General features: G+C 56.8%; 13 protein-coding genes. 5 read left to right on the top strand and 8 right to left on the bottom strand.

From position 1 onward, the window contains the following. Positions 1–213: 213 nt before the first annotated feature. Entirely contained in the window at positions 214–3870 is a 3657-nt protein-coding gene (putA, locus tag IFJ82_RS08330; protein ID WP_192263769.1) for a trifunctional transcriptional regulator/proline dehydrogenase/L-glutamate gamma-semialdehyde dehydrogenase, read from the top strand. A 94-nt stretch (positions 3871–3964) separates the two neighbouring features. Here putA and gabT read toward each other — a convergent pair whose 3' ends face one another. From gabT to IFJ82_RS08315, 3 genes are all read right to left on the bottom strand, one after another. Next, the gene (gene gabT / locus IFJ82_RS08325; RefSeq protein ID WP_192263766.1) at positions 3965–5245 is read right to left on the bottom strand and encodes a 4-aminobutyrate--2-oxoglutarate transaminase; all 1281 of its coding nucleotides are present in this window, start codon (positions 5243–5245) and stop codon (positions 3965–3967) included. Between the two features lie 160 nt (positions 5246–5405). Next, a complete protein-coding gene (locus tag IFJ82_RS08320) occupies positions 5406–6365 on the bottom strand; it encodes an MIP/aquaporin family protein (RefSeq protein WP_048859209.1) in 960 nt (319 codons plus the stop codon). A gap of 334 nt (positions 6366–6699) precedes the next feature. Further along, positions 6700–15276 carry a GH36-type glycosyl hydrolase domain-containing protein gene (locus tag IFJ82_RS08315; RefSeq protein ID WP_192263763.1) on the bottom strand — a complete coding sequence of 2859 codons (8577 nt, stop codon included), beginning with the start codon at positions 15274–15276 and terminating at the stop codon, positions 6700–6702. Between IFJ82_RS08315 and IFJ82_RS08310 the strand changes: the two genes are divergently transcribed. Continuing rightward, positions 15275–15490 carry a hypothetical protein gene (locus IFJ82_RS08310; RefSeq protein WP_192263760.1) on the top strand — a complete coding sequence of 72 codons (216 nt, stop codon included), beginning with the start codon at positions 15275–15277 and terminating at the stop codon, positions 15488–15490. The genes IFJ82_RS08315 and IFJ82_RS08310 overlap by 2 nt on opposite strands. A gap of 289 nt (positions 15491–15779) precedes the next feature. On the opposite strand, the gene IFJ82_RS08305 is transcribed toward IFJ82_RS08310, so the two are convergent. After that, a complete protein-coding gene (locus IFJ82_RS08305; protein WP_225578590.1) occupies positions 15780–16439 on the bottom strand; it encodes a type 1 glutamine amidotransferase domain-containing protein in 660 nt (219 codons plus the stop codon). Positions 16440–16757: 318 nt separating this feature from the next. Continuing rightward, positions 16758–17663, bottom strand: coding sequence for a LysR family transcriptional regulator (locus IFJ82_RS08300; RefSeq protein ID WP_003619904.1), 906 nt, complete (start codon positions 17661–17663; stop codon positions 16758–16760). Positions 17664–17779: 116 nt separating this feature from the next. Here IFJ82_RS08300 and IFJ82_RS08295 point away from each other — a divergent pair, with 116 nt between their 5' ends. The 3 genes from IFJ82_RS08295 to IFJ82_RS08285 all read left to right on the top strand — a co-directional run bounded on the left by IFJ82_RS08295 (position 17780) and on the right by IFJ82_RS08285 (position 23141). Next, a complete protein-coding gene (locus IFJ82_RS08295) occupies positions 17780–19495 on the top strand; it encodes an NAD-dependent malic enzyme (RefSeq protein ID WP_192263758.1) in 1716 nt (571 codons plus the stop codon). 53 nt (positions 19496–19548) lie between these two features. Further along, on the top strand, positions 19549–21624 hold the full coding sequence (locus tag IFJ82_RS08290; protein ID WP_062808830.1) for an FUSC family protein: 2076 nt from the start codon (positions 19549–19551) through the stop codon (positions 21622–21624). 302 nt (positions 21625–21926) lie between these two features. Then, positions 21927–23141: a cation:proton antiporter gene (locus IFJ82_RS08285; protein WP_192263755.1), complete on the top strand. Its 1215-nt coding sequence runs from the start codon at positions 21927–21929 to the stop codon at positions 23139–23141. Here the strand turns inward: IFJ82_RS08285 and IFJ82_RS08280 are convergent. The 3 genes from IFJ82_RS08280 to IFJ82_RS08270 are packed head-to-tail and all read right to left on the bottom strand — an operon-like array spanning position 23092 to position 26454. Beyond that, complete coding sequence (locus IFJ82_RS08280; RefSeq protein WP_192263753.1) at positions 23092–24465, bottom strand: DUF4910 domain-containing protein; 1374 nt, start codon at positions 24463–24465, stop codon at positions 23092–23094. The two genes, IFJ82_RS08285 and IFJ82_RS08280, sit on opposite strands and share 50 nt — an antisense overlap. A gap of 34 nt (positions 24466–24499) precedes the next feature. Then, on the bottom strand, positions 24500–25483 hold the full coding sequence (locus IFJ82_RS08275; protein ID WP_192263750.1) for a hypothetical protein: 984 nt from the start codon (positions 25481–25483) through the stop codon (positions 24500–24502). 50 nt (positions 25484–25533) lie between these two features. After that, positions 25534–26454 carry a hypothetical protein gene (locus IFJ82_RS08270; RefSeq protein WP_192263747.1) on the bottom strand — a complete coding sequence of 307 codons (921 nt, stop codon included), beginning with the start codon at positions 26452–26454 and terminating at the stop codon, positions 25534–25536. Between the last annotated feature and the right edge of the window lie 6 nt (positions 26455–26460).

Below are 26460 nucleotides of genomic sequence, written 5' to 3'. Positions count from 1 at the left end.
CCTGCCTGAAACAAGACAATCCGTAAATTCTGATCACCTGTTATCAACGGGTTGATTTGAAAATAGCTTGCCATTGCCTTCCGCGATGGACGCATGACCACGCCATTATGCTGCAAAAACATGCTATGAATTTTTAGATCGTATATTATAATAAGAAAATTATATCATCTTGGGTTTCTCCCGGATGTGCTGGCCTGCCTTGGGATCTTCATCATGGTGTTTTTCAAAGAGTTTTCTGGTCCGGTGGATGCCCCTTCCCCCCTGCGGCAACGGATAACCGATGCGTGGCGTCGGCCCGAAAGTGAGTGCATTGCCGCGCTGGCTCCGGCTGCGACGCTGACCCCGGCGCAGGGCGCGCATACAACCGCACTTGCAACAAGCCTGACCGAGGGATTGCGCCATAACCGCGCACCTGGTGGGGTGGAGGCACTGGTGCAGGAATTCTCCCTTTCCTCGGCCGAAGGGGTGGCTTTGATGTGTCTGGCCGAAGCACTTCTGCGCATTCCCGACAGCGCCACGCGCGATGCCCTGATCCGTGACAAGATCGGCTCAGGCGACTGGATGGCGCATATTTCGCGCGACCGTCCGTTATTTACCAATGCCGCCGCATGGGGACTGCTGGTGACGGGACGCCTGACGGGGACGGAAACACACAAGGAAGCCGGCCTTGCACGGGCGCTGAAGGGACTTGTGGGCCGATGCGCCGAACCCGTGATCCGCAAGGCCGTCGATCTGGCCATGCGCATGATGGGCGAACAGTTCGTCGTCGGGGAAACCATCGAATCCGCGCTGAAGAACAGCGAAAATCTGGAGGCAATGGGCTTTCGCTATTCCTACGACATGCTGGGGGAGGCGGCGTTGACGGCACACGATGCCGAACGGTACCGGCAGGACTATATCACGGCCATCCATGCAATCGGCAGGCAGGCACAGGGTGCGGATGTATATGAACGCCCCGGCATCTCGATCAAGCTGTCTGCGCTTCATCCGCGTTACAGCAGGGCGCAGCGCGCACGCGTGATGGCTGAACTTCTGCCGGTGGTGATCGAACTGACCGTTCTGGCGAGGCAGTATGACATCGGCCTGAACATTGATGCGGAAGAGAGTGAACGGCTTGAACTCTCGCTCGACCTGCTGGAAGGGCTGTGCCATGAACCGGCCCTGCAGGGATGGAACGGCATCGGCTTCGTCGTTCAGGCCTATGGCCGTCGTGCGCCCTTCGTGCTGGATTTCATAATCGACCTCGCACGACGTACCGGCCATCGCATGATGGTGCGCCTGGTAAAAGGCGCCTACTGGGACAGTGAAATCAAGAAGGCGCAGATCGAGGGGTTACAGGATTTCCCTGTTTATACGCGCAAGGTCCATACCGACATCAGCTACATCGCCTGCGCGCGCAAGCTGCTTGATGCACGCGACGTCATATTCCCCCAGTTCGCGACCCACAACGCCCGCACGCTTGCGACCATACATACGCTCGCGGGGCCGGAATTCCATGTCGGTTCCTATGAATTCCAGTGCCTGCATGGCATGGGGGAACCCTTGTACAAGGAAGTCGTTGGCCCCGGAAAGCTGGACCGGCCCGCGCGCATCTATGCCCCTGTCGGGACACATGAAACATTACTGGCCTATCTGGTGCGACGCCTTTTGGAAAACGGGGCGAATTCCTCCTTTGTGAACCAGATCGGGGATGAACGCGTGCCGGTTTCCACCCTGGTGGCGGACCCTATGGCCATTGCACACGGCATCGTGCCGTTCGGCGCCCCCAATCCGGCGATCACCGCCCCGCCCGACCTGTTCGCACCCGAACGCCGCAATTCCGCGGGGCTGGACCTGAATGATGAAAATACCCTTGCAGCACTGGGTGCGGGGCTGGTGGCGGAGATGCCTTCATGGACATGTGCACCGATGGTTGCCACATCCATCCCGGTCGGACGTATGCTGGATGTTGAAAACCCGTCGGACCGGCGTGACATCGTGGGGACATGGGCCCCCGCCGATATCGCCATCATCCCCGCCGTCATGGACAGTGCCGTTGCAGGTAGCAAGGCCTGGGCCGGGGTGCCGCCCACAGAACGTGCCGAAATACTGACACGCGCGGCGGACATCATGGAATCACGCCGCGATGCGCTGCTTGGCCTGATTGTGCGTGAAGCGGGGAAATCCTTTCCAAACGCCATTGCCGAAATTCGCGAAGCCGTTGATTTTCTGCGTTATTATGCGGCTCAGGTCCGTGCTGAATTCAATAATGCCACCCATATCCCCCTTGGCCCTGTTATATGTATCAGCCCATGGAATTTCCCGCTGTCAATCTTTACGGGACAGGTTGCAGCAGCACTGGCTGCGGGAAATAGCGTCGTCGCCAAACCGGCGGAAGAAACACCCCTGATTGCGGCACAGACCGTCAGTATCCTGCATCAGGCGGGCATTCCCACAGACGTCCTGCAACTGCTGCCTGGGGCAGGGGATGTGGGTGCGGCCCTTGTTGCAGCGCCACAGGTGGCAGGCGTGATGTTTACCGGATCAACCATGGTGGCGCAGTCGATCAACCGGCGGCTTGCGCCCCGTCGTGGCCGCATGGGACACCCCGTACCGCTGATCGCTGAAACGGGGGGGCAGAACGCGATGATCGTGGATTCCTCCGCCCTTGCGGAACAGGTCGTTACCGATGTCGTTGCCTCAGCTTTCGACAGCGCGGGACAGAGATGTTCGGCATTGCGCATCCTGTGTGTGCAGGAAGACTGTGCCGATCATGTGCTGGCGATGCTGCGTGGGGCGATGCGCGAACTGCAACTTGGCAATCCCGCCATGCTGTCCACCGACATCGGGCCGGTCATTACGCCCGATGCGGCAAAAGGGATAGAGGCGCATATCGAGGCCCTGCGTGCAAAGGGCGCGCCCGTGTTCCGCGTGCAGGCCACGCCACAATGCGACCATGGCAGCTTCGTCTCCCCAACCCTGATCGAGATTGATTCCATCTCTGACCTTGGGCCAGAAATCTTTGGGCCCGTGTTACATGTCCTGCGTTACCGTCGGCAGACACTCGATACCGTCATCGATGCCATCAATGCATTGGGCTATGGCCTGACGGGGGGGCTGCATACCCGTATCGAAACCACGGTCGAACATGTGACGCAACGCCTGAACGTGGGGAATCTGTATATCAACCGCAACACGATTGGCGCGGTTGTCGGGGTACAGCCCTTTGGTGGGCGTGGCCTGTCAGGAACGGGACCAAAGGCGGGGGGGCCGCTGATCCTGCGGCGTCTTGTCGCACAATGCCCCGCGATGATTACCCTGCCGCGCGGCATGACCGCCGGACAGGTGCCGGCAATGATGCAGACATGGCATGACTGGCTGGTGGGAACCGGGCAACACCAGGTAGCACGATATGTGGCTGATATGATGAAAGCCCCGCTTGTCGGCGCACAGATGATGTTGCCTGGTCCGGTGGGAGAGGAAAATCTCTATCACCTCATGCCGCGTGGCAACGTCCTGTGCATCGGCGGCGGCACGCGCGGGGAACTGCTGACAGTCATATCCATGGCACTGTCATGTGGTAATACGGTGTTCGTAACCGGAGCAGAAGGGGAGACGACATGGCTGTCGGGACTGCCCACGCATATCGCACAACATGTACACGCTGTTCATGACGTGGGGCAGCACACATATGCGGTCGTAATTGGCTCCCGCGACAATGACAGTTTCCGAACGATCACGCCCACCCTTGCCAATGGGGCAGGGGCGATTACGTCCGCCTTCCTGCTGCAAGAGGGCGACCTGAGACGGGAATTCCTGTTGGAGGAACAGTGCCGCAGCACCAACACGACAGCAGCGGGTGGTAATGCAAGCCTGATGGCAATCGGGTAAGCAACCGCACACAGGGCGCCATCTTTGAAAAAGATGGCGTCTGAAAGATCACTCTTGCACCGGCATGTTTCCATGCCGGCCTGCCGGGCAGGTTTCAGCAGCCTCCGGCAAGCACCTGCTCTATGATATCCATGCCTTCGTCAATGATTTCATCTGATGCCGTAAGCGGGACAAGAATGCGGATGGTCGCACCCTGCACCCCGCATGACAGCAGGATCAGACCTTTGTCACATGCCTTTGCACAGATCGCGGCGGCAGCGTTGTCACGCAATCCTGCGTCACCATGGGCGTGCAATATGTCGAATGCAATCATTGCCCCCAATCCCCGTGGGGCGCTGATCGGCAGGAGCGTCGTATCCTCATGCAATTGCATGATACGCGCGCGCATCCTTTCGCCAATGACATTGGCGCGCGCGGGCAGGTCTTCTTCCTCCATGATATCCAGCACGGCAAGTGCCGCGGCACAGGCCAGTGGCGCACCGGCATAGGTTCCGCCCAGGCCACCCGGTCCAACCGCATCCATCAGATCCGCGCGCCCGATGACACCCGACAGGGGCAGGCCACCCCCCATGGATTTTGCAACCGCCACAAGATCCGGTTCAACCCCGGAATGGGTGATGGCGAACATCCGGCCAGTACGGCCAAAGCCACTTTGCACCTCATCCGCAATCAGCTTGATCCCATGTGTATCGCAGATCTGGCGCAGGCGATGCAGCAATTCAGGCGGCGCCACACGAAAGCCGCCTTCTCCCTGCACGGGTTCAATGATAATCGCGGCAACGTGGGACGGATCAATATCAGCAGCGAACACAAAGCCAAGCATCTTCAGGCTGTCATCCACCGTAATATCCCCATCGGGGAAGGGGATATGATAGACTTCACCCGGCAGCGTCCCGAACGGTTTCTTATAGGGCCGGACCTTTCCTGTCATGGCCGAGGCCAGCAGCGTGCGGCCATGGAACCCTCCACAAAACGCAATCACCCCTGTACGCCCTGTTGCGGCACGGGCGATTTTCACGGCATTTTCGGTGGCTTCCCCGCCAGTGGTGAAAAAGATGGTCTTTGCCGGGCCGGAAAATGGGGCGAGAAGATTCAGCCGTTCCGCCAGAGTGATATAGGATTCATAGGCCGAGACCTGAAAGGCGGTATGTGTAAAACGTTCCAGTTGCGCCTGTACCGCCGCCATGACCCGGGGATGGCGATGCCCAACATTCAGGACTGCGATGCCACCCGCAAAATCTATATAGCGACGATTTTCAATATCCCACACTTCAGCATTCAGGGCACGGTCGGCGAAAATGGGGGTCGAAGTCGCAACACCACGTGCAACGGCGCGTTCACGCCGGGCACGCAGTTCCTGATTGGTGGTCGTCATTGCCGTTTTCCTTTCATGCCTGTCATCGCAGGGGAGTGAAGGAAAAGGGATAGGAAGGTTGGGGCAGGGCAGGAAGTTGTCTTTTATCCTACGGGTGGTGATGAAAAATCACCACCCGTGGCTGTTCCCCAATCTGACAGCATTCTTTGCTGTCTCTCTTTCAATCCGCAGTTGGCGTGACCCTGGCTTTTGCCAGTTCCTCCAGATGTGCGCGATAGGCATCGTAATGTTCAGGGGCAGCATGTTTAAAGTGGGGATCATCCAGATGGGGGACGCGGCCATGATGACCGAAATTGACCAACCGTGCCTCCAGAAGATGAATCTTGCCAAACAGGTCACACTGGATAGCAAGAACCGCAAGTGACGATCCTGCAAAAGGACCGATCAGATAAATCCACAGGCTGGTCCATGTCCCATCGAACAGTGCCGGTCCAAGGCTGCGTGCAAAATTGACGCTGTTGCCCGACAGCCATGCGGTCAGGGGATTCATGACAAGGAAGAATATCCCGCCGATCCATGGGGTCACAGCCTTGTAACGCGGATGCGCCGCAAGCCAGTAAAGCGTGATGATCAATAACCCGGTCACAAGTGCCTCAGACCCCAGGGCGTACCAGACTGAAATGCTCGTATAGGGGATGGTCGCACCGTAATGCACCTCGCGCGACAACAGGTGCCACGGGGCAAAAACCAGCCCCAGGGCATAAACCACCGCCGTTCCTGCCAACGCGCCCACGATCTGCGCAATGGCATAGCCAACGGCATCAATCCAGACGATCCTGCGCGAGAGCATGAACGCAAGGGTGACGGAGGGATTGAGGTGCGCGCCACTGATCTTGCCAAACGGTGTCATCGCCGCTGCTGTTCCCGCCATACCAAAACACAGGCCACACAGAGCGGTCTGGATATTTGGATACGGTGCCAGCAGGCGGGCAAGGAACGTGCCTGGCGCACTCAGCAGGATGACACAGACCAGCCCGACGATCATCAGCACGGCCGTGGCAAGGGCCTCGCACCAATAAAGTCGCCAGTGAAATGGCCTGTCGGGGTGGGGTGCCCCCGATAGGGGCCGGTCGTGAAAGTGAATGTGGAAATGCGGCCAGTGGATATGCGGCAGTTGCACATGAGGAAGATGAAAGTGCGGCAGGTGCATATGCGGCATATGAAAATGCCGCGGCCCATCCTTGTGTTCCGTACTGTCCTGATGTTCCGACATTATCCTGTCCATGTATTCATCATGCCACGAAAGCGGAAACACATCATATTCCCATATTATTTTTTGTCATTACATTTGAATACATAGGTCATATTAACAGTTTTAATCGTAAATACATCGTGATAACCCAACATATTCATTTATTTTATTATATTTATATATGTGTTTTAGGTTCTGATAAAATCATATACTCGCCACATACATCAGGTATATCCAATAATTATTTTCATAATCACCATGACTATCCAAGTATAGCCGATATCGTATGTTGCTTCCCATCATCTGACATCCTGACCCGATGCCCCATCACCACAACCTGCCCATCCATCAACAGTCGCGTCACCCCGCGGCAGACATGGTTCGGGTTTTCAATGGTGATGACATACAACGCCGTTCGCCATGCAAGCTTTGCCTCAAAACCAGGCCAGCCAGCGGGAATGCAGGGATCAAGTATCAGTTCGTCACCCTCTATGCGGATGCCAAGAATGGTTTCACATCCCACCCGCTGCATCCATCCGGCGGACCCTGTATACCATGACCATCCGCCACGCCCTTCGTGCGGGGGACGGGAATAGATATCCGCCGCCACCACATACGGTTCCAGCCGATAGAGTTGTGCCGCACGCATCGTCAGGGCGTGCGTAATGGGAAGCAGGTCGTGAAACAGGGCATGGGCACGATCCCCATCATGCAACCCAGCCACCGCCATGACAGTCCACAGCGCCGCATGCGTATATTGGCCGCCATTTTCACGAATGCCCGGCGGATACCCACGGATATAGCCGGGGTCTGGGCCATTTCCGCCGAATGGCGGTGCAAGCACCAGGACCAGCCCATGCGGTTGCCCCGCCAGACGCTGCATGACGGACCGCATGGCGTGCGCGGCACGTTCGGGCATTGCCACCCCCGACAGGACCGCCCATGATTGCGAAATCGCATCGATCTGGCATTCTGTATTAAGGTGCGAGCCCAATGGTGTACCATCGTCGAAATAGGCCCGCAGGTACCAATCCCCATCCCATGCCTGTTCCAAAGCCCCCGCCAAGGCATCCGCATGGGCCTGCCATGCATCGGCACGGGCATCCGCCCCACGTTCGCGCGCAAACGTGATAAAATCCATCAGGGCCGCATGCAGGAACCACCCCAACCATACGCTCTCCCCACGGCCCTGTTCCCCCACACGGTTCATCCCGTCGTTCCAGTCGCCCGTTCCCATCAGGGGAAGGCCATGTACGCCTACCCGCATGCTGTGATCCAGCGCACGTGCACAATGTTCAAAAAGGGAGCTGGTAACAGCCGAAATGGCAGGTACCATGAAACGATCATGCTCGGTCAGGGATAGCGGCGGCGCCTCCAGAAACGAGACCGGCTCATCAAGGATGCCGCGATCGCCACTGACCCGGACGTAATGGGCAACGCTATGGGCCAGCCACGCACAGTCGTCCGAGATATGAGTACGCACGCCCGCCCCTGTCTGGGGCAGCCACCAGTGCTGCACATCCCCTTCGACAAACTGGCGCGATGCGGCATGCAGCAGATGCGCCCGCACCCGCGCGGGACAGGCAGACACCACAGCCATGCCGTCCTGCAACTGATCGCGAAACCCGAAGGCTCCGCTGGCCTGGTAAAAACCTGCCCGCGCCTGGATACGGCTGCTGAGGGTCTGGTAAAGAAGCCAGCCGTTGAGCATGATATCCATTGCGCGATCAGGCGTGCGAACCTGCATCGAACGGGCCAGCCCCTCCCACCGGGCCCTGACGTCATTGAGGACGGCATCAAGGCTGGTCGCACGGTATTTTGCCACAAGGGCACGCGCGGCGTCCTCATCCTCTCCTTCCCCCAACAGGCAGACAACCTCCACCCGTCCATCGGGGGGCAGGGTCACGATCGTCTGCAATACCCCACACGGGTCCAGCCCCGCGCCCAGGGCTCCGGCCACGCCGCCAGGCCGCATGAAGGCCATCGGCGCGTCAAGCGTGCCATGACGTCCCATAAAGGCCGCCCGATCCCCGCAGGCTGCGGTGCTATATCCGCCGATATCAAGGAAGGCGACACGACGGCCATATGTTACGTTCCACGGATTACGCGCAAACAGCGCCCCACTTTGCGCATCAAGCCCGGTAATGACGAACGGGGCGGCCATCGCACGTGGGGCCCCCAGCACCCATTCGACATACGCGGTGACAGACAGCGTACGCGGGCGTTGGGACAGGTTATGCAACTGGATGCGCGAAATCTTGACCGGGTCGGTGTCAGGTACGTACTGCAACACCGTGCTGGCAATGTCATGGGCCACGCGTTCATGGCGGGTATAACCGCGCCCATGGCAGGTCACATAGGTCGCCCCCGCTTCCCGGCGGGTCGCAGCCAATGGGCACCATAGGTCACGTGTGTCCTGATCCTCAAAATAAAAGGCTTCGCCGGCACGGTCACTCACCGGGTCATTCGACCATGGCGTCAACTGGTGCTCGCGGCTGTTCAGCGCCCATGTATATCCCGCCCCTTCGGCAGAAACCTGAAAACCAAAATCGTCATTGGCGATGACATTCACCCACGGCGCAGGCGTCGTACGACCCGGTGCAAGAATTACGACATATTCCCGGCCATCATCAGCAAATCCCCCAAACCCATTAAAGAACTCCAGTTCAGGCAGGACAGGCACCCCAGGGGCGGGAACGCCGGCCCCCGGCATACCCCGTGTCATGACGGGGAGGGAGGAGGTCAGGGCTTCCGCCTGTTCCAGTTGCTCTGCAATGGGACGGGCCGCTGACAGCACAACCCGCGCCACCGACAGCAGCAGGTCGCGCATGGCAGGCTGGATCAGGTCCGCGCGGAGCGTACGCACCGACCCCGCACCCGCGACCAGACGTCCGGTCGCACGCACCAGGTCATCCAGCGAAATCTGAAGATCCTGCAGGTAAGACGACGGGTGTTCATTCAGGATGACGATATCCACCGCCAGCTGCTTAAGCTGGAAATATTCCTGCGCCTGCAGCAGGTGACGTACTACATCGGTATTGGCATTGTCGCGTATCCGCAGGAGTACGATCGGCAGGTCCCCTGAAATCCCCTGTTCCCACAACAGGGGCTGCGCGCCGGCCCCCTTACTGATGCACACCGCCTCGGCCCGCAGGGCCGGGCCTGCAAATATGATGTGCCCTGCAAGACGCTGGAACAGGTCAGCATCCGCCTGGGTGATGTCCAGATGACGCAACTGTACCTGCGCCTGTGTCCAGGCCAGCGTACGTACCCGTTCAAAGGCGGCATGGTCACGGTGTGTGTCGATCAGGTCAAGCAACGCCTCACGCGACGGGGCAACCAACGTCCAGAAAGTGATCCGGGCCATCGCACCGGGCTTTATCAGCATCGTGCTACGGATCGAAAAGACAGCATCCAGCACTGTTCCCGTGCGCCCTGACATAATCCCGTCAGGCTGGAGCGCACGCGGATGGCGCGTATCATATCCGCGCCCGACAAAGTACGCCCGGTCCGTTTCCACCTGCACCGGCGTTGCGCAGACCGCCAGATGCGCAGCCCAGATTTCGGCCTCATCAGCCGTACGGCGACGGCGCGTGGCAATTATGGCACGGGAATCCGGCAGGTATTCTGTCTGTACGAACAACTTGGTGAATGCAGGGTGCGCAAGGTCCGCCGCCTGGGTAATAAGCGCAAGTTCCGCATAGGACGTGACGTCGATTTCCAACGCATCACCACCACCATTAAAGACGGAAACCTGCCTGCATTCGGCATCGTCCTCGGCCGAGACCATGACCTCCATCATGGTCGTGACAGCACCGTCGCGGCGGGCGAATTCCGCCCTGTCCTCATGAAACACAACGGCATGATCGTCCCCCCGCACGCCACAGGGCTGCACCCCTGCGGACCATACCTGTCCGGTCCGGACATTCCGCAGATAGATATACGATCCCGTATCATCGCATGTCGGATCTTCACGCCAGCGGGTAATGGCCTGCCCCTGCCACCGGCTATATCCTGATCCGGCAGTTGTCAGCATGACTGAATACCGTCCGTTTGACAGCAGGTGCGTTACGGGTTGCGGTGTATCGGGTGTCCCATAATATCGTCCAGCCGCCGCCGTCACCGCCCGCACCGGCACAGGGGCCGCATCCTCTGCCACCAGGGCGCGGGCCACCGCCCCGGTGCGCGGCGCGCGTTCCTGCAACAGCAGTTCAGCCGATGCGATGGCTGGATCATCATGGAAACGCGAACGCATGATGCCGTTCATGACCGCATCGGCCACCGCCAGGATCGACATGCCCTGATGATGGGCCATATAGGCACACACGACGGCGACACGTTCATGATCTGGCACGCGCTGCGGGGTGTAATCAAGGGATTCGTAAAACCCGTAACGGCCCTGCGCGCCCACATGCTCAAGGGCCAACAGGTTGGCAACCGCCTTTTGCGGATCCACCATCGCCGCAAGCATCGTGGCATAAGGTGCAATGACGATATCGGCCCCAAGGCCACGTTTCAGGCCCAGACCCGGGACGCCAAAATTCGAATATTGATAGGTATATTCAAGATCACGCACATTATATGCGGATTCCGAGATCCCCCATGGCACATCATGCCCCTGCCCATAGGCGATCTGGCACTGCACGATCAGTGTATTGGTCTGTTCCAGCAGACTTCCGATCGGCGCGCGCATGACCAGCGATGGCATCAGATATTCGAACATCGACCCCGACCATGATACCAACGCCGCGCCATTGCCCACGGGGGTAATGGCACGTCCCAGACGGAACCAGTTGCGTGCAGGTATGTCCCCCTTGGCGATGGCGAAAAAAACCGCCAGTCGCGCTTCGGATGCCAGCAGGTCGTAACAGTTGCCGTCCTGTATGTCTTCGGCCACCACAAAGCCGATCGAAAGCAGCTTGCGTGATTCATTGCACAGAAAACCGAACTGCATGTCCTGCGCCATGCCACGTGCCTTGCGTTCAAGCGCCTCCAGACGCGCCCGCAGGGACGATGCGGGGGGGATGGACGCCAGATCCCGCATGTGGCTCTCCAGCCCGCGCAACGCCGCATTGGCCCAGAATCCCGGGTCCGCACGTCCCGTGGGCATTGTGTCCACAGACATGTTCGCTATGGCATCCACCTGCTGGCTCACACGACGCGCACGTGCCTGCAATATGGAAAGCTGCGTGTACGATGGCAGTTCAGGGGCAGACAGGGCCGCGCTTTTCAGGGCCGCAAGTGCCCGCACCAGACGCCGTTGCCCGATGGACAGGGACAGGCGCGTACCATTGTGGAACGTAAGGTCCGTAATGGCGATATTAAGCGCATCGGCGACCCCTTCGCGCCATGATACGCAAAGCCTGTCATCGCCATGGCGCCACTGGCGGCAGGCACTGGCCAGTGTCACGAGATGGCCCGCCATGTTGCCACTGTCCACGGTGGAAATATAGGCGGGTTCCAGCACCGTCAGGTCGGATGTATCGTACCAGTTATAGAAATGCCCGCGATAACGTCCCATGCCATCAAGCGTAGCGAACGTAGCCTCCAGCCGGTCGATCGTATCGGTCAGCCCGGACCAGCCGAAATCACGTGCGCTGATGCAGCACAGCAGATACAGCCCGATATTGGTGGGCGACGTACGGCGCGCCAGTACGGCATCGGGATCTTCCTGAAAATTGTCGGGCGGCAGCATATGGTCCGCAGGCGTCACAAATGTTTCAAAAAAGCGCCATGTCCGCCGCGCGGTCATCCGCAATGCGCGGATATCCGTACGTGATGGCCGTGACCGCGCCGCCGTGACCGGAAACCTGCTGACCCACATCGCAACGATAGGTGACATGCCCCATACCATGATCAGCGGCACGGCCACGAACAGGCTCCGTACCGCAAAACGTGCGATCATGTCCCCCATCACCAGGGACAACAGCGGGACTGCAAGCATCCGGCGGTAATATTCCACCATCCTCGGATGCACGGTCGGGATTGTCTGTGCCGCTGGCACCCATTGCAGCAGATTGCGGCGGGTTATGAACACCCGGATCAGGGTCCGCACGATCGCATCCCCCATCAGGACCGCCAGATGTGCAGCAAAAGTGATATTGAGCGCGGCGAGCACACATGCATCCGCCGCATCGGCCATCAGAACGCTGCCGTAACTGCGTAACGTGATCCATTCGCGACGGGGAACAAAATCCGCAAGGACAGGCAGGAACACCGGCAATGCCATCATTGTCATGATGAACAGGCCCCAGACCATGGCGTCATGCAGGGGCAGGAACCAGCTTGTGAACAGTGCCAACAGCACGAAAGGTGCGCTAAGTGTGCGTCGCAGGTTATCCGTCATTTTCCATCGCGAAATTCCCGACAGCCGACGCCGTGGGTCCGCCCTGCGCCCAAATACCGGAAAGATCCACGGCAGGAGCTGCCAGTCCCCACGCGTCCAGCGATGCAGCCGCCGTGCCGCCACGAGGTAATCGGTGGGGGAGTCCTCCACCACTTCGATATCGGAAGCAAGGCCCGCACGCGCGAAAATCCCCTCGAACAGGTCATGGCTCAACAGGGTCGATTCCGGTATGCGATGAGCAAGCGCGGCCTCGAACGCGTCGATATCGTAAATACCTTTTCCTGCATACGATCCTTCGCCAAACATGTCCTGGTACAGGTCGGACACGGCGGCGGAATAGGCGTCAATGCCGCTGGCGCTGGAAAAAGCCCTCTGGAACACGGTGCTTTTGTGACCGACAGGCAGTGCGGGCGTAACCCGTGGCTGCAGGATCGCGTATCCTTCAACCACACGGGCGGATACGGGATCAAACCGCGGCAGGTTCAGTGGATGCGCCATTTTCCCCACGAGCCGACGCACCGTCTCCAGCGGCAGGCGCGTATCGGCATCAAGGGTCACGACATAGCGGACACCATCAGGCAGCACACGCGCAGGGTCCGGCAGGAAGGTCGTATTACGCGCACCACGTAACAACTGATTGAGTTCATGCAGCTTGCCACGCTTGCGCTCCCATCCCATCCAGATCCGTTCGCTTTCGCACCACACACGCCTGCGATGCAGCAGCATGAAACGTGGCCCGCCGGTTGCAGGGCCATGGCGGTGGTTGAGGCGCGCGATCCCGTCACAAGCCAGTGCCAGCAACGCCTCATCATCGGGTGCATGCGCACTGTCATGATCGTGCCAGTCGCTGAGCAATGCAAAATGCACCGCGTCATCACGTGTGGCGAGGTAGTGTACCTCCAGCCGTGCGACAAGCTCCGCAACTGTTTCCTGCGTTACCAGCATGACCGGCATCACAACAATCGTACGCAGATGTTGGGCAATGCCATCGCGCAGTTCCAGTCCCGGCAGCGCAGTGACACGAATGGCCTGTAACGCAAGCCGGTTGATGCACGCCACGGCGGCATCGGTCGTGGGCACGAACGCAAGGAGCGCCACCACCATGGCCAGAGGTGTCGTAGTCCCCGCCGATGAGAGAAGCCAGAACGGAATCACAAGAAAGACAAGCGTGAGGAGTGTGACCGCGATGCTATATCCCGCGATCCCCCAGCGACATCCCCCCCGCACCACCCACATCAGGGGCGTGGGCCTGAATCCCAGCGCCTGTTCCAGCCCCCGGCGACCATCCATCAGCAGGTAATATCCCGGGTCGCCCCGCCGTGGATCATCAGGATGTGCCTGCTGCGCAGCTCTTGCCATTGTCACGGCAGTCTGCGCGATGTCTGTTTCGGTATGATCGCACCCACGGGCGATCTCTTCTATCGCCTTGCGATACAGGTCGCGACTGGCGAAATCAGCCTGCGTGAAACTGTCATATTCCGCAAATACCCGATCCACCAGACAGATACGCTCAAACGCCTCGGTCCAGTCAATCCCGGCAATCAGGCGAAGGCTGGTGATAATGTTGCGGATCGTGGCATTGAAGGCGCCCTGTTCATGCAGGTCATCGCGGACAGCGGCCTCAATCGTGCTGTCCCTGTCGGACAGGCGTTGCGCCAGCCAGACAAGGGCCGGGTCCTTTTCAGGGTCCAGTCCACGCAGGCAATGCGCCATCTGGGCGGCAAAGGCGGGAGTAAGCAGGTCAGGCGCCACGGCGGCAAGAAGGACAGACAGCACCGGATGACCATTTTTCCGTGCAGCAGCCAACTGTTCACACAGCAGGTCGGCCGCACGGCGATGGGTGTTGTTGTGCATGATCGCACCGACAACGCGACGCAGGTTTTCAATCAGCACAATCCGTAATGTAATGGGAACGGCCCATAATTCCCCGATCGTCAACGCCTCCACTTCCTGATAGGCAAGAAGGTAGCCACGCAGGATATCGGGTTGCAGATTGCTGTCGGTATGGGCGACATACGCCCATGCCACGGCGAATATCCGTGGCAGGCCGGCAAACGGACCATTCGCAAGCTTGGGCAGCCGCGCATAATATCCCGACGGAAGATCCAGTGCGGTTTCACGGATCTGCATATCGACCAGGGCATAATTATCCGCCAACCATTGCGCCGCTGGCGTCAATTGCCTGTCTTGTGTGATCGCCTTTGTAATCTCGCGTTCGGCATTGCATAAAAAGGCACTGTTCTGCGCAAGGCGTCGCGACAGGGGTTGTGTGCCCCATTGTCGCGCGTGCGCTAAGGTAATCTCCTGCGCCGCAGCAAGGCTGCGGGCATGATCCTCCAGCCGCTCCGCGCCAAAAATCTCGCTTCTGACAGGAAAATCATCGGCCTGCCATATTGGCCACGGCTTCCTGCGAAAGAGGCGACGCATGAAACCAGACCATCCGCCCCCCGCCGTCAGGGACGGGGCAGACGTCAATACAGGATGCGCGTCCATGCTCTGCTCCGGTCCCTGGGGGGAAGAAGGTCAAAACTCTATTTCTTTTCAATATCTATTTCCGAAAAAGGGTCTGCCTCTGCCGCTGATCCTTTTTCCCGGAAATTTGTCGCAACAGGGGAGGGATGTCCCCGGAAAAAGGCGACCGCACCGGCGGTTTTATCGCGACATCATCTTTTTTCCGCTTTTCTTCAGCGATCTGCGTAATGTCTGAAAATCCCATGACCTTTCTCCCCAATCTGTCGATGTGGAAACGATCTGGACCCTGCATATCAGGGCGTCATTCGCATGTTTTACGAATATGGCGTGATCGTTTGAAAGCGTGCAGACAACGCACCATCGCATCGCATGTTGCATGGACATCCGTGCAGGCATAAGGCAGCCATCATATGCCCCCTTTTGAACCGTTGCAGGCATGACCGGTACCCGGCCGGTGGCTGCATTACGTCCATTACCAGAACATTTTCTGAAAATTTCTTTTTCTTACCAAAGATCTGTCGCAGTCACCCGACAGCTCCATGCCCTGTCGAAACCATGACGGGACGCATGGCAAACAGCGCCACGATGGCAGTGCAGAAAACCTTCAGATCATCTGGATGACGTGACGTCACCAGCATACCATCCGTCACGACATCGCGATCCACCCAGTTTCCCCCGGCATTTGTCAGATCGGTGCGCAGGGAAGGCCATGATGTAAGCGTACGTCCCCCCACGCCCCCGGCTTCAATCAGGGGCCATGGGCCGTGACTGATGGCGGCGATCGGCTGTCCCGCCTTCACGAATTCCCGCACGAAACGCACCGCGTCGCGATCCATACGCAGGCAATCGGAACAGGTGATCCCCCCAGGCAGCAAAAGGCCGTCAAACATTGCCGCATGTACTGCGCCTACCTGTATATCGACATGATACCGGTTGGTGGGATGAATATCGGATTCCATCGCCTGGATATCCACACGGTTGGGGGAAATCAGCAACGTCCGTGCCCCAGCCTGTCGCAAGGCAGCGACCGGATCGGTCAGTTCCACTTCCTCCACCCCGTCTGTCGCAAGTATTGCAATCGTCCGCCCGCCCAGGCGACTGCCATCACGCCGCACGGGATTGCGTGGTAACGACGTACGGCACGGTCCCAACCTGACCGGCAAGGGGATATTGCGCAGGGCCATGGACGGCCTCCATCAACGATGGAAAAGGAAGGAAGTAGCACTCTCGTCCACCACCAACGGCTGCAGGTGGATCGTGTTCCCACGCAATCACATATTTCTTGGGACGGCCGAAACCAGAGTGAGCACGCCTTCATGACGTCCGGTCAAAGCCTTGGCATGGCACCAGTTTCACAGGAACGAAGCATTTTTCGTAGACTATTGAACAAAACAGTCAGGAGACGTTTTATTTTCACACGAAGTCCGCAGAATTTTTATATTGAATGGTTGTTATATATTTAAGGTGCTTTTCCAACGATCATTTTAATAACATCTGGAATATCAAGTTCCAAAATCATGTTGCCTCAAGGCACGTTTAACAAAATCAAGAAAAAATCGCACCCGTGGTGGCAGATGCGTGCGTGACGGATAAATCGCGCACAACACGACATCTTCCCATGCATACGCACTCAGGCATTCAATCAGTCGTCCGCATTTCAGGTCATCTGCGATATCCCACAAAACCTTCAATGCAATTCCCTGCCCACTTACTGCCCAGTCATGGACGACCTCGCTGCTGGAAGCGGCAAGATGGGGTGTGACATGGATTTCCTTGCGCGTCTTGCCATCATAATATGCCCATTCATTAAAGATCCTCTGCCGCCGCAACAGGCAGATGCAGTCATGTTTAAGCAGGTCATGGGGCGTGGCAGGCAATCCCTTGCGCACGGAATATGCAGGGGAGGCACAGACCACGCGACGGCTGCTTATCAATGTCGTGGTCATGACGTCCTGATCGGGCGGCATGCCCGCGCGAATTGCAATATCAAGCCCGTCGTCAATGACATCAAGCCCTGCATCCGACAGTGTCAGGTGGACCGTGACATCGGGATATTTCTCTACAAATGCGGCGACGATACCCGCAAGCATCTTCCGCCCGAGTTCAGATGGAACCCCCACCCGCAAGACCCCGTGGGGAATACCGGCCTTGGCCGTGACCTCGGCCTCGGCTTCCTCGATTTCATGCATGATACGGGTTGCACGTTCATGCAACCTCTGTCCTTCCGCCGTCAGGGCAAAATGGCGCGACGTACGGGTGACAAGCCGGGTGCCAAGCCGTGCCTCAAACCCACTAAGCCTCCGGCTCATGGCGGCGGGCGACATGCCCATGACACGGGCACAGCCTGCAATACTGCCTGCGGCGGCGAGGATGCAAAAGAATTTAAGGTCGCTGATTTCGTCGGGCATGCGACCTCCATGATTGCATGTGGCGTACGGTTGCCGTGCATGAACGGGCTCTACACGGGATTGTGCAGACAGGTATTGTGCGCACTGTTTCATCGTCATCGCAATATTGAGTTCCCATGCCTGCTTCCGCGCAACCGTCGTGCATCCCCTCGCGAAAAATTAGCCTTAATGGACATAACCTTCTGGAAAGTCCTGTTTTTAACAAGGGAAATGCCTTCGATATGCGGGAACGAGACCTGTTCGGACTGCATGGCTTCCTCCCGCATAATGTCACGACACTGGAACATCAGGTCGCCCGTGCGACGCGGCGCCTTGAGGCCCTGCCGGACAATTTTTCGCGCCATGTTGCGCTGCGTGAAATCCAGGACCGCAACGAAACTCTTTTCCATGCCATCGTGGCGCAGTCACTCGAAGACTATCTTCCCATTATCTACACCCCCTGCATCGGGCGCGCCTGCCAGCAGTTCAGTCAGATATGGACCCGTCCACGTGGTCTGTTCCTGAATTACGACGACCGGGGACGCATTGCAGACATCCTGTCCGATACGCGCTGGGACGATGTGCGCGTCATCGTGGCAAGTGACGGTGGCAGCATCCTGGGGATTGGCGATCAGGGCGCGAACGGGATGGGTATCCCGATTGGCAAGCTTGCGCTCTATACCGCCTGTGGTGGTCTGGACCCTGCCTGTGCGCTACCGATCCTGCTGGATGTCGGGACCGATAATGAAACATTGCTCAACGACCCGGATTACATCGGATGGCGACACCGGCGCGTACGCGGTGCTGACTATGACGCATTTATCGCGGAATTCGTCACGGCGGCGGAAGCGCGCTGGCCCCGGATTGCCCTGCACTGGGAAGATCTGGCCGGGGAAGACGCCCTGCGTATCCTCAGCCGTTATCGCGAACGGATGTGTACATATAATGACGATATTCAGGGCACGGCCGGGGTAACTGCTGGCGCCCTGTTGGCTGCAATTCGTGCAGGTGCTGCGCCGCTTGCGCAACAGCGGGTCGTCATCTTTGGCGCGGGCGGGGCAGGGTGCGGGATTGCCGACCTTCTGTCACGTATGATGATGGCCGAAGGAATGCCACCGGCGGAAGCACGGGGCAGGTTTTTCATGATCGACGTCGATGGCCTGGTCCGGCACGGTATGGCGGGAATGACGGACGGGCAGGCTTCTTTTGCACAGCCACACGACATCGCAGCACGATGGAATGTCGCGGATCCTGCGCATGTATCGTTGTCCGAAGTGGTGGCGCATGTCCGTCCCACGATGCTGATTGGCACATCAGGGCAGGGGGGGGCATTCACGCGCGAAATCATTGCCCCCATGACCCATATGCCGCAACGTCCCGTGATCTTTGCCCTGTCGAACCCGACCGCCAATATCGAGGCCACGCCATCCAACCTGCTGGAATGGACGGATGGGCGCGCCATTATCGGCACAGGCGGCCCTTTTGCTCCGGTTGTCTTTGGCGGGCGCGAACGCCCGGTGGACCAGATCAATAACTCATATGTCTTCCCCGGCATTGGCCTCGCTGTCGTGGCCGGGGGGATCACCCGCATGACTGACGGCATGTTCCTTGCTGCCGCGCGGGCGCTGGCGGCGATATCCCCCGTCTCAACGTTTCAGGAGCCGGCATATGCATCGCTGCTGCCACCGGTTTCCGACCTGCCAAAGGCCGCGATCGCAGTCGCGCGTGCCGTTATTAACCAGGGTCAGGCAGAAGGTGTGGCCCCGCCAGCCACGCAGGACGAAATTGAAGCCGCGCTGGACAGAGCGATATGGACACCGCAGTACCGCCCATATGAAAAGGCGGTAAGCTGAAAACTCTTCAGCTCCAAATGATGTCATTATTAGATCGGCACATATAGCTGCTGATGTGCTTTCTGTATTCTGCCAGTACCACTCTGCCCCGTTTCGCGTGGCAGGCGTGTCGTGACAGGCTGCGTTGGCTGTACTGCCCATCGTTACCAGCCATCGGCTTTGCCGCACGCAATACGCTGGCGTCGCTTATCGCGCTGGCCGCCGCATTGTGGATGGAACTGGACAGTCCGCAGTGGGCAGTCGCCACCGTATGGTCAGTCGCACAGGTGCGCCGTGGCGAAAGCATGTCAAAGGCGCGCTGGCGCATTGTCGGCACCTTGGCCGGGGCCGTTGCGGCCGTGGTGTTCATTGCCGCCTTTCCACAACAGGCATGGCTGTTTTTCCCGGCTGTCGCAGCCTGGATCGGGTTGTGCAGTTTTCTTGCGACATTCAGTGTCAACTTCAGATCTTACGCTTTTGTACTGTCCGGATATACCTGTTCGATTATTGCCGTGGCCGCCGCGTCGCAGCCTGACAATGTATTTTTCATCGCGGTATCACGCGCGACCTATATCGTTCTGGGTGTAGTGTGCGAGGCCGCCATGGCGTTGCTGTTCGCGCATAACCTTGCATCGCGCGCCCGCGCCACAATGCTGGCGCGGGTAGAGGATGTCCTGCACCGCCTGGCATCCCTCCTGCGTGAAATTGTACTGTATGATCGTGAAACATTGATTCACGCAGGGGAATTTTCGGACATGATGGTCTCCGTCCATCATGGAATTGAATTCCCAGCCATTGAAATGGGGCGACATTCGCACGCGGGTGATCATGCCCGGGCGGTATTTGCCAATATCTCGATCATGGTAACACGCCTTGTTGGCCTGTCGGGCAGCATGGAACGCGCGGAACTGAGTAAAGACCCACTTCTGGTGGATACGCGCGGCAGGTTGCTGCAACTGTGTGATCGACTGGTATCCTGCCGACTGCAACGCAACATGCTGGACACATTGTTGCGTCACGTAACGCAGTTACATGCATTGTTCCAGGACCGGGCCAGATACGAAAATGATGAAACGCGCCGGATTACACATAGCGTTTTGTGTGACGCAATGGCAGACCTTGCCACCGCCATCACACATTGCCAGGCCATTTTCATGCCCCCGCCGCATGACCGTTTCCGCTTCCGGCTGCCTGGCCATCGGGACCTGCGTCTTGCCTTTCACAACGGATTGCGGGGGGCCATCGCCATCGTTGGCGCGGGCATGATTTACGAAATGACGGCATGGCCGGGGGGAATGGGATTTATTGCAATCACGACGCTGGTATGTGGCCTGTTTGCAACCCGCGAGAACCCGGTCGTAGGAACCTCGCGCTTCCTGTCGGGGGCAATATGGTCCGCTGTTGCAGCAGGATGCCTTGACCTGTGGATTATTCCGTATCTTGCGGATTATGAGGTACTGGCCCTCGTCCTTGGGGTTTTTCTGTTCGTTGGAGGACTGGCAAAATACAATCCCGCCACGGCAGGGGCGGCGGCGGCCTATGGATTATTGATGCCGAACCTGCTGATGCCCGGCAACCAGCTTCGCGTCGATGAGGTCACGTTCCTGAACGCAGCCCTGCATACCGTGCTTGCTGTGGGACTAAGCCTGCTGGTATTCCGTCTGGTACTACCTTTTGATGCACGCAACGAACGGGGGCGGTATGGTAGGCATATTCGGGTGGAATTGCGCGGATTATGTGTCATGCCACTGCCGCCTTCGCCACAGTGGTGGATCGGCGCAAGCGTGGACCGGATCGGGCGCCTGGTGCGGCATGCTGCACGGACTTCCGATCATACTGCGGCAGGCGACATACGCCAGACATTGCTGCTGTCGGCGGTTGGCCTTAATATCCTGCTGCTGCGGCAGTTGAAACGTGAACAACGTCACGAAGCATCGCAGACACTGACCCTGCTGATGCGGGCTTTGGCACGATACAGGCCGATCAGTCGACGAGGGATCGCCATGATATCCGTGGCACGTCGCCGCGTGCTGCTGATGCTGCGGCAGGAACCGGATAACCTGTGGCTGCTGCGGGTTCTGGGCTGTCTTGACGGGATCGGGCGCGCCGCCTCTGATTGTGTGACAGAGAACCGCACCAGCCAGGAATAAGGCCTGTTGACAACAGCCTGCTTTTTCCAAGGTCCTGACATTTTATAGCACGAAAATATATAAATACATTTTTTATTCAGGATAGTATTTCAAAACCCTCAGGCAGAAAACTGATTTTCATGACACTATGTGACATGGTTGTGATATCATATTTTCTGTCAATAGAATCTACGGCAAATGAAAAATTGGATCTTCATCTTTGATGATGGAAATCCGAAAAACACATGAACCATGTTTCATTTGCATATCTGATATATTAATATATAATGTCATTCGCATAAATTAAAAATAAAGAGAACGATATGGATCAACTTCTTCATTTTTTTGCGGACGTACTCCTGTTCGTTTTTATTCCTTCACTATTATGGCGTTTGTCACAGAAAACCATACCGATTGTCGTAATTCCGATATTGGTGGGGATCGTGATTGCGGTCACGAAATATCCCGTGGGAACATGGGGTATCCCATCGCAATATGGGGAAGATGTCGGGTGGATTGCCGTCCTTGTACTGGCATTTACGGCCGGGCTGGATATGTGGCAGTTCTCCGACGGGGTTGACCCGAACCAGAACTTTACCGCTCCCTCCATGGGACGCCTGTTAGGCAGTGCGCTTGTCGCCCTGGGGGTTCCGTTCTGTATCGGCTCCGTGCTGATCTATTTTTATTTCCTCCCATTGCATGGCTGGGAAACCCCGCATGGCAGTTCCACCATTGGTGCCATGTCCATTGGGCTGTGCCTTGCGGTCAGTGCGTTACCCGTACTGATCGGGGTTGTGCGCGAACTTTCCCCCGCCGAACGTCCGATGGGGCATCTGGCGTTACGACTGGCGATTGTTGATGATGCGGCCCTGTGGATCGGGCTGGCATGCCTGCAATTCGCGGCCGAAGGGCCTGGTGCCTTTCATGGGTGGCATATCACACAATTCATTGCCGTGGCTGTGCTTGGCGGACTGGCACTCATCAGCAGTACCGCCGCGTACCGCCTGCCACATCCCCCGTTATGGGTCATATGGGCGGCAGTTCCCCTATGGCTGGCAAGTGGTGCATGGGCCAGCATGCAGATCGGGTTGCATGAATTAATCGGCGCCTATTTTGCAGGGGCGATCATGCCCCCCAAATGGGTCCGTCGCCTGCCTGTGGAACGGGTGGGAACGTTTTCCCTGCTCTGGCTTGCGCCCATGTTTTTTGGCCATAGCGGAATGCACATCAATGGGGAGGCCCTGACATGGCCGTCCGTTATTGCCTCACTCCTGCTGGTGGTCATTTCCATTACGACCAAGATGGGGGCCGTCATCCTTTATCCGCCATCACCCGATATGTCGCGCCAGCAGGCACTTGGCATGGGGGCCCTCTTGCAATGTAAGGGGCTGATGGAAATCGTTGCCGCCACCATCTTGCACAACAAGGGCATGATATCTGAATTCGCCTATGCATCGTTAATGGTGCTTGCGGTCACATCCACGACCCTTACTGGACCGATGTTCCGTCTGGTGACACGCTGGAGGCGGCCGGCATAGGGACTGACTGCGCTGGTTCACGCGCAATCAGTTTTGCAAGCGCCAGCGCCTCTGCCGCTGCTGCCACCGCAGGAAAGGATTTACCTGAACGTTGGGCGATATCCATCAGGGAATGCGTCCCATCGGCAAGGTTCAGAACCCAGAGCAGGGTCATCTGGTCAAAGGCAGGACGGGGGGAGGCATCGCCATCCCCACCACCAATCGCTTTGTAAAGCCCCCTGCGCCCCAGTTGCGGTTCGCCGTAGGGCGCAAGGCTGTGCGGATAAAAATCCGTCTCCATCATGGATATAAGGTCCATGATGAAACCGAAGGAGGCGTATAACCCTTCGGGGGTTACGAAATCCAGGTTATCGGCGGATGTATGATACTGTTCGAACTGCCCGTTGGGAGAACGCATGAGGCATCCCACCGGCAGGTTGAACCCGGGCGAACAATATTGCCGTTCATCATAGCCATATGGTTCGAATGGCACGACCTTCCCACCCCAGCGTGTCTGCACCAGATAAGCTGCATATCGATCGACCGGGGCGTTCCCCTGACGTGACTGTTTATAAGTCGGCTTCCCCGCATCCCCCAGGCAGCTCATAACCAGGCCATGGCGGATACGGCCAGTCCTGTCACCATTCCGGGCCAGCCATGTTATTGAGCCTATGGTCCCCGGAATGAAGACAAAGCGGTAGGACAGGCGCCGATGAGCGGTTTCCTGCAACGCACGGATTACCTCGACCGCTATTGCAATGGACGATGCATTGTCATTCGCAAGGGCGGGATGACAGCAGTGAATTGAAAACAGGACTTCATCAGCCTCATCACCTGCCGTCATAGTCGCGGGAATGACAACTTCACCATAACTGAGGTGCCCGGGGCCAAGTTCAGTCCGGATCTCCACATCATATTCATCATCCGTCAACTGTGCATATTGATGGGCGGAAAGGCAAAATCCCCAGTCCTTTTTGTAATAGGATGTCCGATAAGGGATAAGGTCGGGCTGATCCGACAGCCAGTACAGATGTTTTTCCAGATCCTTACGTGAAATACGTGCGCATACCGGAATACTATATTGCATCAGATGAAGATTACACCATGCCCAGTCAATCACCACTTCGCCAGTTGTACGACGAAGGGTCGCACCATAGACATTCCATTCATCTGGCACGGTCCAATCCAGCACTTTAGTACCGGACTGGATATGGTAGATGGAAAAATTTTCAACTCTCGTGGCGATATATCCCAGTGTCTTTCTTATTCCCCTGCCGGTTATACTGCGAAAAATAGGGAATATATCTTTGACATGGTTATAAAGTATATCAGGGAGGTTCTCCATTGGGACGATATACCTTTCTATCGGGGAAATATCCTTAATGTGGAATAAAGGTTCCGATTGCGGACCCAATAACCTTTCCAGGCCCTTGCATGACACCCATTTTTCCAGTAACTCCCCATGTATTAAATGGAAACTGTACTATATTATACTCACTATGTGATGAAATCCATGCATCTGCTGTCGGTTTCCCGTTATAGCCATTGACCATCACAAATGACCCCGGCGTCATGAACAATTGTGCAGCCACCATGTTGGGTAACGCCCGCAGTTCAATCACCGGCTGGTCAGATGGGCCGGTTTCAATATGTCCGTCAAATTCGACAAGGGCAGACAGGATCGCCGTTTTGCTGTTATAATCCCAGTGCCCCCCAAGCCAATCCATTTCAAACCCACCTTCATCATCAATACCCAGTTGGTTATTAAAAACACCCACATCAACAAAAGTCATGCGTTCCCCAGCATCTTCCGCACCATTTACGGTATAGATTCCAACTTTATTATTAAATATTTGTATGTGTGAGAGGCCAAATCCATAAGAATGGTTAGAAAAAGTGATTGCGCGTCGGAAACCTGAAATTGACATACTTTCCAATGTCATTGCCGCTGCAAGAATATTGTTATGATGCACACTGTTAAAGACAATACCATCCACATTTTCATTACCAATAAGGCGGATACCCTTAATATAATGAACGAATGTTCCATAATCCGGGGTTGTCTCGCTATCAGTACTGACCGTAATTGCCGCGTCCCCTGCCGGCAGGGCAGATGCATCAATCCGCCCATCCTGTAACGTAACACGCAGTGGATTGATCAGGATACCATGGGCAAGGTGCGCGGTACGTCCCCCAAGATTAAGAACACATGTACCATGTCCCGCGTAACAGGATTGCAGCGCGGCGGGAAGGTCTCTGGCAATATCAATACTGGCAGGGGCGGTGGCGGCTACAATATTTCGTGGAAGAACAACCAACCCAACCAAAAGCAGGGCCATGATTGTCCGTGAAACATATTGCATCCCCAGACCCTTCCTCTTAAGAATATTAGAATTATTATTTTTTATTTTAATTAAGAAAATACCTTTCCCATGATTCCCGCAGGCAGCATTCGTATACGGTGCCACAACGCCAAGAAAAGCGGGAAGATATAGGTACTGACAGGAAAACGACGAAGCCTTTTTCCAAAAATACTCTTCGGAACAAAAAATTTCTCAGGTCGCCCTTCATATCTGATCGTACTTGCAATGTAGCGTTCCCGATCCAGAACAGGATGAACAACTTCGTTTTCCAAGAGCATATGAGTATCTTCTTCAAGATATGCCGGTTCATGGCTATAACGTCGAACATCTAGATATTTTGACAGCTCAGTATAATGATACCCTGCCAATCTGGTTTCAATCGGAATAAACGCTTCACAATGTGGCCAATATTTCAGGGATCCTGATCTGAACTGTTCCGATAACGCCAGCCTGCGTTGATAAAGAAGGCTTACGGCCCTCCTGGAGAAAATACCTATCTGCAGGAATGTCTTCGTCAGATCCCGTTCCCTATAAAGATCACTGCAGGAACGGTAAAAATACCATTCCCTGAATATGTCTTTTGAGGTCAATCCGACAAGGTCACTTCCATCGCGACATATATTTTCCATCAGGCGATCAAAATTTATGTTTCCACGGACATCATATTCAAACAATATATAGTAATCATATTTATCATATCGATCGGCAAAAAAATATAATGCATAATCTACATTATACCACATGGGGTTTACATTGACCCCAAACTCTAAGCCCTGATCACGAAAATCTGCTTCATGGAAAATAACAACAGGAAAATTGTCCGGGATACGACATTTTCCTGATGTATTATTGGCAACAATGAATAAGTCGCCATTTCCGATCATTGATCGAAGACGAAGAAACTGGCGTTCGACAAAGCTGTCCCATACATGAGTACGAAACAGGATCGCATATTTAGGTGTACGAACCACCTTTGA

The organism is Novacetimonas hansenii (assembly GCF_014843995.1).
Lineage (GTDB): Bacteria > Pseudomonadota > Alphaproteobacteria > Acetobacterales > Acetobacteraceae > Novacetimonas > Novacetimonas hansenii.
The sequence above is the reverse complement of the archived record's forward strand: the minus strand, read 5'-3'. Positions and strand labels throughout refer to the sequence as shown.